11 protein-coding genes are annotated in these 13,408 nt (G+C 63.5%); 8 read left to right on the forward strand and 3 right to left on the reverse strand.

The window, feature by feature from the left end; genetic code table 11:
- Positions 1-2: 2 nt before the first annotated feature.
- Positions 3-632: a response regulator transcription factor gene (locus tag F0Q04_RS04400; RefSeq protein WP_116926074.1), complete on the forward strand. Its 630-nt coding sequence runs from the start codon at positions 3-5 to the stop codon at positions 630-632.
- Positions 633-712: 80 nt separating this feature from the next.
- Here the strand turns inward: F0Q04_RS04400 and F0Q04_RS04405 are convergent, their stop codons facing one another.
- Both F0Q04_RS04405 and F0Q04_RS24155 read right to left on the reverse strand, forming a co-directional pair.
- The gene (locus F0Q04_RS04405; protein WP_021026474.1) at positions 713-1,363 is read right to left on the reverse strand and encodes an OmpA family protein; all 651 of its coding nucleotides are present in this window, start codon (positions 1,361-1,363) and stop codon (positions 713-715) included.
- 151 nt (positions 1,364-1,514) lie between these two features.
- A complete protein-coding gene (locus F0Q04_RS24155) occupies positions 1,515-1,643 on the reverse strand; it encodes a hypothetical protein (RefSeq protein WP_021026473.1) in 129 nt (42 codons plus the stop codon).
- Here F0Q04_RS24155 and F0Q04_RS04410 point away from each other — a divergent pair.
- Entirely contained in the window at positions 1,603-2,817 is a 1,215-nt protein-coding gene (locus tag F0Q04_RS04410; RefSeq protein WP_116926201.1) for a murein transglycosylase A, read from the forward strand. The two genes, F0Q04_RS24155 and F0Q04_RS04410, sit on opposite strands and share 41 nt — an antisense overlap.
- A 75-nt stretch (positions 2,818-2,892) precedes the next feature.
- Here F0Q04_RS04410 and F0Q04_RS04415 read toward each other — a convergent pair whose 3' ends face one another.
- Positions 2,893-3,390 carry an Lrp/AsnC family transcriptional regulator gene (locus F0Q04_RS04415; protein WP_116926075.1) on the reverse strand — a complete coding sequence of 166 codons (498 nt, stop codon included), beginning with the start codon at positions 3,388-3,390 and terminating at the stop codon, positions 2,893-2,895.
- Positions 3,391-3,626: 236 nt separating this feature from the next.
- Between F0Q04_RS04415 and F0Q04_RS04420 the strand changes: the two genes are divergently transcribed.
- From F0Q04_RS04420 to F0Q04_RS04445, 6 genes are all read left to right on the forward strand, one after another.
- Positions 3,627-3,782, forward strand: a complete 156-nt coding sequence (locus F0Q04_RS04420) for a hypothetical protein (RefSeq protein WP_182344661.1) — start codon at positions 3,627-3,629, stop codon at positions 3,780-3,782.
- Positions 3,782-7,378 (forward strand): indolepyruvate ferredoxin oxidoreductase family protein, encoded by a 3,597-nt coding sequence (locus F0Q04_RS04425; protein WP_182344663.1) that lies wholly within the window; start codon positions 3,782-3,784, stop codon positions 7,376-7,378. The genes F0Q04_RS04420 and F0Q04_RS04425 overlap by 1 nt, the downstream gene beginning before the upstream one ends.
- Before the next feature lie 363 nt (positions 7,379-7,741).
- Positions 7,742-8,074 carry a preprotein translocase subunit YajC gene (gene yajC / locus F0Q04_RS04430; protein WP_021026469.1) on the forward strand — a complete coding sequence of 111 codons (333 nt, stop codon included), beginning with the start codon at positions 7,742-7,744 and terminating at the stop codon, positions 8,072-8,074.
- 70 nt (positions 8,075-8,144) lie between these two features.
- Complete coding sequence (gene secD, locus F0Q04_RS04435) at positions 8,145-10,037, forward strand: protein translocase subunit SecD (RefSeq protein WP_116926077.1); 1,893 nt, start codon at positions 8,145-8,147, stop codon at positions 10,035-10,037.
- A gap of 11 nt (positions 10,038-10,048) precedes the next feature.
- On the forward strand, positions 10,049-10,999 hold the full coding sequence (gene secF / locus F0Q04_RS04440; protein WP_021026467.1) for a protein translocase subunit SecF: 951 nt from the start codon (positions 10,049-10,051) through the stop codon (positions 10,997-10,999).
- Positions 11,000-11,026: 27 nt separating this feature from the next.
- Positions 11,027-13,402, forward strand: a complete 2,376-nt coding sequence (locus F0Q04_RS04445) for a DUF1631 family protein (protein ID WP_116926078.1) — start codon at positions 11,027-11,029, stop codon at positions 13,400-13,402.
- The last annotated feature ends 6 nt before the right edge of the window (positions 13,403-13,408 follow it).

The following is a 13,408-nucleotide window of genomic DNA, read 5'->3' on the forward strand; positions in this document are numbered from 1 at the left end:
AGATGCAGCCGCTTGTGAATGCGACCGTGTATATCGTCGATGATGATGCCGAGGTGCGCGATGCCCTGGCCTGGATGCTGCGCTCGCGCCGCTTGCTCAGCGAGAGTTTTGCCTCGGCCGAGGCCTTTGAGGCCATGCTGCGCAGCCGCCCGCCCCAGGTGGACCCGGCCTGTGCGCTCCTGGATGTGCGCATGCCCGGCATGAGTGGCCTGGCGCTGTTTGACCGCTTGGTCGAGATGGATGTGATTGCCGCCTTGCCAGTGATTTTTTTGACCGGCCACGCCGATGTACCCACGGCGGTGGCCACCGTCAAGCGCGGTGCCTTTGATTTTTGCGAAAAGCCGTTTTCCGACAACGTGCTGGTCGACCGTATCGAGCATGCGCTGCAGGCATCGAGCGACTATCTGGAGACGCTGCGCTCGCAGCAAGGCGTGCGCGAGCGCGTGGCCGAGCTGACGGACCGCGAGCAGGCCGTCATGCGCCTGGTGATCGATGGCCTGCCCAACAAGCTGATTGCCGATGAGCTGACCATCAGCGTGCGCACGGTCGAAGTGCACCGGGCCCGGGTGTTTGACAAGATGCAGGTCAAATCAGCGGTGGAGCTGGCCAACCTGCTGCGCGATCTTTCCTGAGTCTGCCGTTAGCGCGGGCCCACAAAAAAGGGCGCCAGTCCTTGAACTGATGCCCTTTGTGTATTCCGCACAGGCAGGTGTTAACGGCCTGGCTGCACTTCACCGACATAAATCTCGACGCGGCGGTTGTGCGCGCGGCCAGCCGGGGTGTCATTGCTGGCCACGGGCTGGCGCGAGCCCATGCCCTGCACCTGGATGCGCGCGCCGTTCACGCCGCGCTGCGTCAGGTAGTTGCGGGCGCTCTCGGCACGGGCGAGCGACAGCGGGTCGTTGATGCCGTCGTTGCCGGTGCTGTCGGTGTGGCCGATGATGCGTACCTGGGCATTGGGGTTGTTGCGCAGGCCTTCGGCAAAGCGGTCCAGGATGGGGGCGAAGTTGCCCTGGATGTCCGAGCGGTTGGTCTGGAACGAGATGTCGCTGGGGATATCGAGCTTGAGCTGGTTGTCCGGCGTCTGCGTCACCACCACGCCGGTGCCCTGGGTGGCCTGCTCCATCTCCTGCTTTTGCTTTTGCATGTGCTGCGACCAGATATAGGTGCCCAGCGCGCCGATACCCGCGCCGATCACCGCGCCCGAGCCTGCATGGCCGCCAGCGATCGCACCCACGGCAGCGCCGCCCAGTGCGCCCACGCCGGCGCCGGTGGCGGTTTGGCGTTGGGTGTCAGACATGTTGGCGCAACCGCTCAGGATGGCCAGACTGGCAACGGCAGAGACTAGAATTTGTTTACGCATGCTTGAACTCCTCTGATGCAAGGGCCGATCCGGAAATGGAGCAGGCCGTGGATGCAAATTGTGGGCAGTAGAACTGCCAAATGCCAGAGACAAAGTTCAAAAATGGTAAAAATGACGGCAATGAGCGGCCATGTCCTACGATTTGCGCAAGCTAGTCGCGAGGAGGCTGCTCATCTTTGCTTACGATTTCCCCTTTTTTGCGACCGGCAAACATCGTCCACCAGACGATCGCCACCAGTATGACCAACGCCAATAGCGCTTCCAGCAATATCAGTCCCATCGGTACCCGCTCCTTACGTACGCTGTCGATGGCTGCGATTGTAGGAATTCTGGCCGCCTGCTCCAGCCAAGTCCCTTTGGACCAGCCGTCTTCGCCGACCACCCGCCCGCCGGTATCGGGCAGCATCGAGGTGCTGCCACCCGATGCCAATGAGCCGCTGCCCCCGGCGATCCAGCAGGCCAAGAGCCGCTGGGTGCCGGTGCACTGGTCGTCGGTGCCCGGCCTGGAGCAGGACAACCTGGCCGATGCCTGGAACGCCTGGATCAAAAGCTGCAGCCGCCCGCCCGCGCCGTTTGCGCAGTTTTGCTCCGAGGTGCGGCGCATGAGCCTGGCCTCGACCGAAGAGCAGCGCGCCTGGATGGTGTCGCGCTTTCAGCCCTACCGCGTCGAATCGCTCGATGGCAACCCCGATGGCATGCTGACAAGCTATTTCGAGCCCATGCTCGATGGCACGCGCCAGCCGGGCAATGGCTATTCGATCCCGCTGTACCGGTCGCCAGCCACGCTGGGTACGCGCAAGCCCTGGTTCAGCCGCCAGCAGATCGAGACCCTGCCGCAGGTGCAGGCCGAGCTGCAGGACAAGGTGATTGCCTGGGTCAACGACCCGGTCGATGCGATGGTGCTGCACATCCAGGGCTCGGGCCGGGTGCGCATCCAGGAGGCCGATGGCTCGGTGCGCCTGATCCGTGTGGCCTATGCCGCCACCAATGACCATCCCTACAAGAGCATTGGCAAATGGCTGCTCGACCAGGGCCTGGTGCGCGATGCGACCTGGCCGGGCATCAAGGCCTGGATTGCCGCGAACCCGACCCGCGTCAACGAGCTGCTCTGGAGCAACCCGCGCTATGTGTTCTTCAAGGAAGAGCCGCTGTCGCCGCTCGATGCCGAGTTTGGCCCCAACGGTGCGCAGGGCGTTCCGCTGACCCCTGGCCGCTCGATTGCGGTGGACCGGGGCAGCATTCCCTACGGCACCCCTGTGTGGCTGTCGTCCACCGGCCCTACCGTGCAGCTCAACCGCCTGGTGATGGCGCAGGACACGGGCAGTGCCATCCTGGGCGCCGTGCGCGCCGACTACTTTGCCGGCTGGGGCCATGAGGCGGGTGATTTCGCCGGCCGGGTCAAGCAGCCGCTGCGCCTGTGGGTGCTGTGGCCCCGGGGCGTGGCCAAGCGCTGAGGCGCAGGGTTGGAGCCACCAAGGCCAGCTGCGAGGCTGGCCTTTTGCATGGCGCTGTTGCGGTGCCCGCTGCGGTCAACGCGAAGGCGCGCCCTTGGGGTTGGCCGTCATCGGCAGCGGCAAGGCGCTGCTGGATTTGACCTCGCCGAGCGAAAAGGTGGTGTGCACATCTTTCACATTGGGCAGGTGCAGCAGCACATTGCGGATAAAGCTGGAAAAACTCTCCAGGTCCTTGGCGACCACCTGCAGCTCAAACGTACCCGCGCCACTGATGTAGTGGCACGACGTGACCTCGGGCAGCAGGCGGATCGATTCCTCCATGCGCAAGGTGATATCGGCGGTGTTCTGCGCGGCATCGACGCGCACAAAGGCCAGCACGCCCAGGCCGAGCTTGTGGCGGTCCAAGGTCGCGTGGTAGCCGGTGATGTAGCCGGCCTCTTCGAGCGCACGCACCCGGCGCCAGCAGGGCGCGGCCGACAGGCCCACGCGCTGGGCCAGTTCGGCATTCGTCAAACGGGCGTTTTTTTGCAGCTCGTAGAGGATGGCCCAGTCGAATTTGTCAATTTGGTTCATTTATTGCCATTATTGAGCAAGATTCTTTCAAATACTAGGTAAACCCCGGCAAGGAAAAGAATACTTTATTCTTGCTGCCCGTCATACACTGCAGCGATGAAGGGCCTGGTGTTTTGCCGTGCCCGCTGGCCCCCGGATGCATTGCTGGTATCTGCGGGTGCCAGATTCTTATAACGCCCCACAATCCCGGACCTGCCACAAGCGGCCACCGGGTGCTCTCCCCAGGAGACAAGACGATGAATGCCTCACTCCCCGAGTCCGTCCGCAAAGCGCTGGAGACGGTCACGCTTGATGACAACCTGCAGTGCAGGTTGCAACACAAATATGCAGCGGGCGGCGCAGCCGCACGTGGCGTATTTGGCGTCGAGCCTGCTTGCCAAGGAGGTGTGTGATGAACGCTTCACTGCCCGAGTCCGTTCGCAAGGCGCTGGAAACCGTCACGCTCGACGACAAATACGCATTGGCCCATGGCCGTGCCTTCATGAGCGGGGTGCAAGCCCTCGTTCGCCTGCCGATGCTGCAGCGCCAGCGCGATGCCTTGCAGGGCCTCAATACCGCAGGCTTTATCAGCGGCTACCGGGGTTCGCCCCTGGGCGGCTACGACCAGGCGCTGTGGGCGGCCAAAAAGCACCTCAAGGAAAACCACATCGAGTTCCAGCCCGGCGTCAACGAAGAGCTGGGTGCCACGGCCGTCTGGGGCACGCAGCAGCTCGACCTGTACCCGCAGAGCAAGAAGTTCGACGGTGTCTTTGGCATCTGGTACGGCAAGGGCCCGGGCGTGGACCGCAGCGTGGACGTGTTCAAGCACGCCAACATGGCCGGCACGGCCAAGCACGGCGGCGTGATTGCGCTGGCGGGCGATGACCACATCAGCAAATCCTCGACGGCGGCGCACCAGAGCGACCACATCTTCAAGGCGGTGGGCTCGCCGGTGTTCTTTCCCTCCAGCGTGCAGGACATCCTGGACATGGGCCTGCACGCGTTTGCGCTGAGCCGTTTCTCCGGCGTCTGGTCGGGCATGAAGACGATCCAGGAGATCGTGGAGTCGTCGGCCAGCGTCTCGGTGGACCCGGACCGCGTCAACATCATCACCCCCGATGACTTTGTGATGCCGCCCGGCGGCCTGCACATCCGCTGGCCCGATGCGCCGCTGGAGCAGGAAGCGCGCCTGATGGACTACAAGTGGTATGCGGCGCTGGCCTATATCCGCGCCAACAAGCTCAACTACAACGTCATCTCCACCCCCAACGATCGCTTTGGCATCATCGCCAGCGGCAAGGCCTTCAATGACACGCGCCAGGCGCTGATCGACCTGGGTCTCGACGACGACACCTGCCGCCAGCTGGGCATCCGCCTGCACAAGGTCAACGTGGTCTGGCCGCTCGAGGCCTCGATCACACGCGACTTTGCGATGGGCCTGCAGGAGATTTTGGTGGTCGAGGAAAAGCGCCAGATGATCGAGTACCAGCTCAAGGAAGAGCTGTACAACTGGCGCTCGGATGTGCGCCCCCACGTGCTGGGCAAGTTTGATGAGACCGATGGCGACCACTCGGGCGGCGAGTGGTCGGTGCCCAACCCCAGCGAGCACTGGCTGCTGCGCCCCAAGGCCGACCTGACCCCGGCGCTGATTGCGCAGGCGCTGGCCAAGCGCCTGAAAAAGCTGGGCGTGCCCGATGACATCGTGCGCCGCATGGATGCGCGGCTGCAGGTGATTGCCGCGCGCGAGCAGGGCCTGAAGGACAGCGGGCAAGAGTCGGTCGACCGCCTGCCCTGGTTTTGCAGCGGCTGCCCGCACAACACCAGCACCCGCGTGCCCGAAGGCAGCCGCGCCGTAGCCGGCATTGGCTGCCATTACATGGTCAACTGGATGCCCGACCGCAACACCAGCACCTTCACGCAGATGGGCGGCGAAGGTGTGACCTGGGTCGGCCAGGCGCCGTTCACCACCGACCAGCATATCTTCTCGAACCTGGGTGACGGCACCTACTTCCACAGCGGACTGCTGGCCATCCGCCAGAGCATTGCCTCGGGTGTGAACATCACCTACAAGGTGCTCTACAACGATGCCGTGGCGATGACCGGTGGCCAGCGCGTGGGCGAACGGCCCGAGGGCCACTCGGTGCTGCAGATCATGACCAGCCTGTTGTCCGAAGGGGTCAAGAAGCTGGTCATCGTGACCGACGAGCCGGAAAAATACCAAGGCGTGCAGCTGGGTGCTGGCGTGACCGTGCACCACCGCGACGAGCTCGACCGCATCCAGCGCGAGTTCCGCGAGCTCAAGGGCACGACGGCCATCATCTATGACCAGACCTGCGCAACCGAAAAGCGCCGCCGCCGCAAACGCGGCACGCTGGCCACGCCGGCCAAGACCGTCATCATCAACGAGGCGGTGTGTGAGGGCTGCGGTGACTGCTCGGTGCAGTCCAACTGCCTGTCGGTCGAACCGGTCGAGACCGATTTTGGCCGCAAGCGCAAGATTAACCAAAGCACCTGCAACAAGGATTTCTCCTGCGTCAAAGGCTTTTGCCCGAGCTTTGTCACCATCGAAGGCGGCCAGCTCAAAAAAGCCAAGAAGGAGAAAAAGGGCGATATGGCCAAGCTGCCCGCCTTGCCCGATCCGGTGCTGCCTGTGGCCACGCAGGCCTGGGGCATTGTGGTGGCCGGTGTCGGCGGCACCGGCGTGATCACGATCGGCTCGCTGCTGGGCATGGCTGCGCACCTGGAAGGCAAGGGCGTGGTCACGCAGGATGCGGCAGGTCTGGCGCAAAAGGGCGGCTCGACCTGGAGCCATATCCAGATCGCCAATTCACCCGATGCCATCTACACCACCAAGGTGGACACGGCCAAGGCCGACCTCATCATTGGCTGCGACCCCATTGTCGCGGCCAACAAGACCACCTTGGCGGCTATGCAGCAGGGCCGCACCTTTGTGGCGCTCAACACCCATGGCGCGCCCACGGCAGCCTTTGTGCACAACCCCAACTGGCAGTTCCCCGAGGCCGGTTGCGAATCGGCGATCCTGGCCGCAGTCGGCCAAGAGGGTGTGGGCATGTTCGATGCCGAGCACATTGCCACCCAGGCGCTGGGCGACAGCATCTACACCAACCCACTGATCCTGGGTTACGCCTGGCAAAAGGGCCGGGTGCCGCTGTCCCATGCGGCACTGATGCGGGCGATGGAACTGAACGGTGTGCAGGTGGACAACAACAAGGCCGCGTTTGAGTGGGGCCGCCAATGCGCCGCCAACCTGACCCAGGTGCAGGCCATGTTTGCCGCCCAGCAGGTCATCCAGCTGGTGAAAAAGCCCTCCTTGCAAGAGCTGGTGGCCAAGCGCGTGGCCTTCCTCACCGACTACCAGGACAGCGCCTACGCGGCCGACTACCAGGCCTTTGTGAACCAGGTGCATGCGGCCGAGGCGACATTGGGCAGCAGCACGCGCCTGTCGCAGGCGGTGGCGCGCTATCTGTTCAAACTGATGGCCTACAAGGACGAGTACGAGGTGGCGCGTCTGCACACCACGGCTGAGTTCAGCGAGAAGATTGCCAGCATGTTCGAGGGTGATTACAAGATCGTGCACCACCTGGCGCCGCCCACCACGGCCAAGCGCAACGACAAGGGCGAGCTGGTCAAGAAGGCCTATGGCGGCTGGATGCGCAAGGCTTTTGGCGTGCTGGCAGGGCTCAAGGGCCTGCGCGGTGGCGCACTCGACATCTTTGGCCGCACCGAAGAGCGCCGCACCGAGCGCGCGCTGATCCAGGAGTACCGTGCCTGCATCGAGGAGCTGCTGCAGGGACTGAGCGCCGAGCGCCTGGCGCTGGCCGTCGAGATCGCCAGCATTCCTGAAGACATCCGTGGTTATGGCCATGTCAAGGAACGCCACCTGGCTGCGGCCCGTGCCAAATGGCAGCAGCTGATGGCGCGCTGGCGTGCCCCAGCGGATGCTGGCAATGCGCCGGTGGCCGCCAAGCCAGAACCGGCTCGGGTGTAAAGCTATTGGCCATCAGCCTCTGCATGCCATGCCGACCAAGCCGCCAGGACTCCGTGCCTGGCGGCTTTTTTGTCAGCCTGCCGGGATGGGTAGCGTGACAAATTTGTCATATCGGGCGGAGCTCCCACAGGGTGGGCCAGGCATTTGGGCGCTTAAATACCATCGGATCTGCTGTGTTAACCATAGTGACTTCTACCAATGCGCTGGCATGAAAGCTGCTTAATTCCATGAAAACAACCGGAAAAACCAGAGGCATCCAAGGTATTGCCTGGGTGTTCGCAGAGGGGCACGCATACAATGCTTCTCTTTGGGCCTTGGTTTTGGTCATCCAGGCAAGGCCTGCATCCACGTTGGGAGCTTCATTTGTTTATCTCTTCTGCTTTTGCCCAGACCGCACCGGCTGCTGCTGCCTCCGGCGGCATGACCTCCACCCTCACCAGCATGCTGCCTTTGGTGCTGATGTTTGTGGTGCTGTATTTCCTGATGATCCGTCCTCAGATGAAGCGCCAAAAGGAAGCCCGTGCGATGATCGACGCGCTGGTCAAGGGCGACGAAGTGGCGACCAACGGTGGCCTGGTGGGCCGCGTGGTGGGCCTGGACGAACAGTTCCTGCAAGTAGAGTTGGCCCAGGGCGTCGTCGTGCAACTGCAGCGTGGTGCTGTGGTGCAGGTGCTGCCCAAGGGTACGCTGAAGTAATCCACTGTTGAAACAGCAATTGGCGCAGCATGGCTGCGCCTTCTATTTTGCGTAAGGTAAGAGCGCGATCATGAACCGTTATCCGGTCTGGAAGTACGCGATCATTGTGATCGCGCTTCTGGTAGGGGTTGTTTACACCCTGCCCAACTTTTTTGGTGAGGCGCCTGCTGTCCAGGTCGCCTCGGTCAAGGCGACTGTCACGGTCGATTCTGCATTGCAGCAGCGCGTGGAGACGGCGCTGGCCGATGCCGACGTCAAGCCGCTGAGCATCGCGCTGGAAAACGGCTCGATCCGCGCCCGCTTCGACAAGGAAGACGAGCAGCTCAAGGCCAAGGGCGTGCTCGAGCGCGTGCTGATCCCCGACACCAGCGACCCCTCCTATGTGGTGGCGCTGAATCTGATCTCCCGCTCGCCCGCCTGGCTCACCGCCTTGCATGCCAAGCCCATGTACCTGGGTCTGGACTTGCGCGGTGGTGTGCACTTCACCTTGCAGGTGGACATGCAGGCGGCGCTGACCAAGCGCACCGAAGCGCTGACCAGCGATGTGCGTCTGGCGCTGCGCGACAAGAAGATTCGCCACGGCGGTGTGAACCGCGAAGGCCAGTCGCTCGAAGTGCGCCTGCAAGACGAGGCCACCGCCACGACGGTGCGCAACCTGATTGTGGACACCATGCCCGACCTGCAGGCCAACGTGGTCAGCACGGGCGGCGCCTATGTGGTGCGCGCCAACATCAAGCCTGAATCGCTGCGCAGCGTGCAAGAGCAAGCGCTCAAGCAGAACATCACGACCTTGCACAACCGGATCAATGAGCTGGGCGTGGCCGAGCCGGTGATCCAGCAGCAAGGCTCCGACCGCATCGTCGTGCAGTTGCCTGGTGTGCAGGATCCCGCACAGGCCAAGGACATCCTGGGCCGTACTGCGACCCTGGAAGTGCGCATGGTCGACGACAGCTCGGACGCACGCGCTGCCGAAATGGGCACCGGCCCCGTGCCTTTTGGCTCTGAAAAGTACAGCGACCCGCATGGCCAGTCGATTGTCGTGAAAAAGCAGGTCATCCTGACCGGCGAGAACCTGAACGACGCCCAGCCCGGCTTTGACAGCCAGACCCATGAAGCGACCGTGAACCTGACGCTGGACGGCAAGGGCGCGAACATCTTCAAGGACGTCACGCGCGAGAACATTGGCAAGCGCATGGCCATCTTGCTGTTTGAAAAGGGCAAGGGCCAAGTGGTGACTGCCCCTGTGATCCGCTCCGAAATCGGTGGCGGCCGCGTGCAGATCTCGGGCAGCATGAGCACCAAGGAAGCCAGCGATACCTCGCTGCTGCTGCGCGCCGGCTCGCTGGCCGCGCCGATGGAAATCATCGAGGAATACACGATCGGCCCCAGCATGGGCAAAGAGAACGTGGAAGCCGGTATCAAGAGCATTGTGGGCGGCTTCATCGCGATCGCCGTTTTCATGTGCATCTACTACATGATCTTTGGCGTGGTCTCGACCATTGCGCTGGGCGTGAACGTCTTGCTGCTGCTGGCCATCCTGTCGATGCTGCAGGCCACCCTGACCCTGCCGGGCATTGCCGCCATGGCGCTGGCCATTGGTGTGGCCATTGATTCGAACGTGCTGATCAACGAGCGGGTGCGCGAGGAATTGCGCGCCGGAGCGTCGCCGCAGGCGGCGATCCATGCCGGTTATGAACATGCCTGGCACACCATCTTGGACTCCAACGTCACCACCTTGATCGTGGGCCTGGCGCTGCTGGCCTTTGGCTCGGGCCCGGTGCGCGGTTTTGCCGTGGTGCACTGCATCGGCATTCTGACCAGCATGTTCTCGGCCGTGTTCTTCTCGCGTGGCCTGGTCAACCTCTGGTATGGCCGCCGCAAGAAACTCAAGAGCGTGTCGATCGGTCAGGTCTGGAAGCCCGAGGGCGAAGACCACCGCTCCGTGGCATCTGCTAAACGTTAAGGAGGAAGACCATGGAATTCTTCCGTATCAAAAAAGACATCCCTTTCATGAAATACGCGTTGGTGCTCAACGCGATTTCGGTGATCACCTTTGTGCTGGCGGTGTTCTTCCTGACCACCCGTGGCCTGCACCTGTCGGTGGAGTTCACCGGCGGTACTGTCATGCAGGTGGCCTACGAGCAGCCTGCCGACGTGGGCAAGATCCGCGAACAGGTCGCCTCGCTCGGCTACCAGGATATCCTGGTGCAGAACGTGGGCAGCGCCGACCGCGTGATGATCCGCCTGCCGATCGAGAAAGGCGTGACCACCGCCCAGCAAGGCGAGAAGGTCATGGGCGCGCTCAAGGCCGCAGACCCAGGGGTGACCTTGCTGCGCAGCGAGTTCGTCGGCCCCTCGGTCGGTGAGGAGCTGGTGCACGGCGGCCTGATGGCGCTGGGCGCCGTGGTGCTGGGTATCGTGATCTACCTGGCGATGCGCTTTGAGTGGAAGTTCGGTGTGGCCGCAGCCATCGCCAACTTGCATGACGTGGTGATCATCCTGGGCTTTTTCGCTTTCTTCCAGTGGGAGTTCTCACTGGCCGTGCTCGCCGGTGTGCTGGCGGTGCTGGGCTACTCGGTCAATGAGTCGGTGGTGATCTTTGACCGGATCCGCGAGGCATTCCGCAAGTTCCGCAAGCTCAGCACGCCCGAAGTGATCGACCACGCCATCACCTCGACGATGAGCCGGACCATCATCACCCACGCTTCCACCGAAGCGATGGTGCTGTCGATGTTTCTTTTTGGCGGTGCCAGCTTGCATTACTTTGCGTTGGCGCTGACCATTGGTATTCTTTTTGGTATCTACTCGTCGGTGTTCGTTGCTGCGGCCATCGCCATGTGGCTGGGCGTCAAGCGCGAAGACCTGGTCAAGGTCAGCCAAAAGGACCTGGACCCGAACGACCCCAATGCCGGGGCTACGGTATAAAGCAGACCGATAAGGGATGGGATTTCTGTGGCTGTTGCACCCTCGCACCATCGCACCTGGCAAAAAAAGCTCGCCCGTGAAGCGCGGCTGAGATTTGTCGGGGGCTTGTGCGCGGGTCTGCCCGGGGTGGCAGCGCGCCTGCGCGCCGAGCTGCTCCAGATCATGGCGCGGCCCAGTACCGATCCCGCCCGCTCGCATGTCGCGCTGTCGGCCGCCATTGCCGAGTTTGACAGCCGCCAGCAAGCCTGGCTGGACAGCGCCAACAAGCTGCTGCGCCAAAGCCTGCTGGCGGGCGAGCCGGCCCCCGAGCCGGTGGCAGCGCCTCCCACCATCACCAGCTTCGAGCTGGTCAGCAACGAGGCCATCGAAGGCCGCATCATCGCATCGCGCCTGGCAGCCCAGCTGCTGGAGCTGGTCGCAATGGAGCTGGACAGCGTGCGCCGCGTGACCCAGTTTCTGGAAGACCAGGAGCTGGGCCCGGCCGATGCGCTGCGCCCCGAGACCTGGTGCCTGCGGCTGATCGAAGCCTGGGAAGCGGCTGGCCTCAGCCGCAAGACGCTGGACCTGCTCTGGACGCCGATGCTCGAAGCGCTGGCGCCGCTGGGCATCAGCGGCTACACGGCCGTGCGGCGCTTTTTTGACGAGCAAGGCGCGGCCACCGAAGATGAACTGCGCAGCTACCGCATCAAACGCACTGAAAGCGAGCGCCATGCGCCGGCCGCCACCGCCTCTGCAGCAGCCGCTGCTGTGGCTGCTGCCACCCACCAGGCGGGCGGCATGGCCGCAGCGCAAGGGACCGCAGGCGCGGCCAGCATGCCTTCGGGCCTGATGCCTGCTGGCGGCGCCGCTGCCCCCGGATGGGTGGCGATGGGCGCAGCCCGCCAGAAGAGCCAGGGTGTGCTGGCGCAGCTGCGGGGCTTTTTGCACAACGTCGCCGGTGGCCGCTCCAATGGCGGGCCGACCTCGGTGCGCGCCTCGCTGGGAGACGCGGGCGGCTATGTGATCTCGCCGGCGCTGCAGCATGCGCTGGTCTCGCCGCCCACGGCGATCCAGTCGGCCTGGTTCCATACCGCGCCGGCTGATGACGATTTTGACCCCGGACAGGTGGTGGCGCCGGTGGCGCTGGCGGTGCGCCAGCAATCCTCGGCGCTCAAGAGCGTGGCCTCGTCCGACGAGGAAAAGGCGATCATCGAGATCATCGCCTTGATGTTCCAGAGCATCCTGAACGAAGACCGCATTCCGGCCGGTATCCGCATCTGGTTTGCGCGGCTGCAGGTGCCGGTGCTGCGCGTGGCGCTGGCCGAGCCGGCCTTCTTCAATGACACCGAGCACCCCGCGCGCCAGCTGATCGACCGCATGGGGGCCTGCGTGCTGGGCTTTGAGGCCGCTGCGCTCAATGGCACCAGCTTGGAAGCCGAGGTCAAGCGGGTGGTGCAGGTCATTGAGCAGTACCCCGACACCGGCAGCCGCGTGTTCCAGCTGGTGCTCAAGGAATTCCAGAAATTCCTCGAAAAGAACCTGACCGGCCAGACCGCCACCGCGCGCGAGCTGGTGAGCCTGGCCCAGCAGATCGAGCAAAAGGAAACGCTGGCCATCCAGTACACGATCCAGCTGCGCGACATGCTGCTGGAGATGCCGGTGGACAGCGATGTGCGCGAGTTCCTGTTCAAGCAGTGGTCCGATGTGCTGGCCATGTCGGCCATCCGCTTCGGCGCCGAGCACGAGAACACGCAAAAATTCAAGAAGGCCGCGCTGGACCTGGTCTGGTCGGCGTCAGCCAAGCCCAGCAAGGAAGAGCGTGCCAAGGTGATCCGCCAGCTGCCGCTGTTGCAAACCGTGCTGCGCCAGGGTTTGACGCTGTCCAATATCGTTGGCGAGCGCCAGGACGAGATGATCAAGAGCCTGATGGACATCGTGGCCGAGGCCTTTCTGGCCAAGACCAATGAGATCCCGCAGGAGCGCATCATTGCGCTGGCAGAGCGCCTGGCGCATCTGGAAGATGCCCTCGACGAGGTGGTGACCGAGGAGTACCCGCTCAGCGCCGAGAGCATCGAGCTGATGCTGGGCATCGACACCAGCAGCATCCAGGTGATTGCCGATGATGGTGCGCTGGTGCAGCCCGAGGTGCTGGAGTGGGCGAAGAACCTGTCGCTGGGCAACTGGTTCCTGCTGGACCACAATGCCAGCCCGCTGCAGGTGCAGTATGTTTGGCATAGCCAGCACAAGCAGCTGCATCTATTTGCGGCGCTGAGTGGCTCGTGCTTTCTCTTTCAGATGCGGCGCATGGGCCACTACCTGCAGGCGGGCCTGCTGCTGCCGCGCGATGCCGAAGGCATCACGGCGCGCGCCGCGCGCGATGCGCTGGCCAAGATTGAGGCCAACCCCGAGCGGCTGCTGCAGTAAGGCTGC

Source organism: Comamonas koreensis (assembly GCF_014076495.1).
GTDB lineage: Bacteria > Pseudomonadota > Gammaproteobacteria > Burkholderiales > Burkholderiaceae_C > Comamonas > Comamonas squillarum.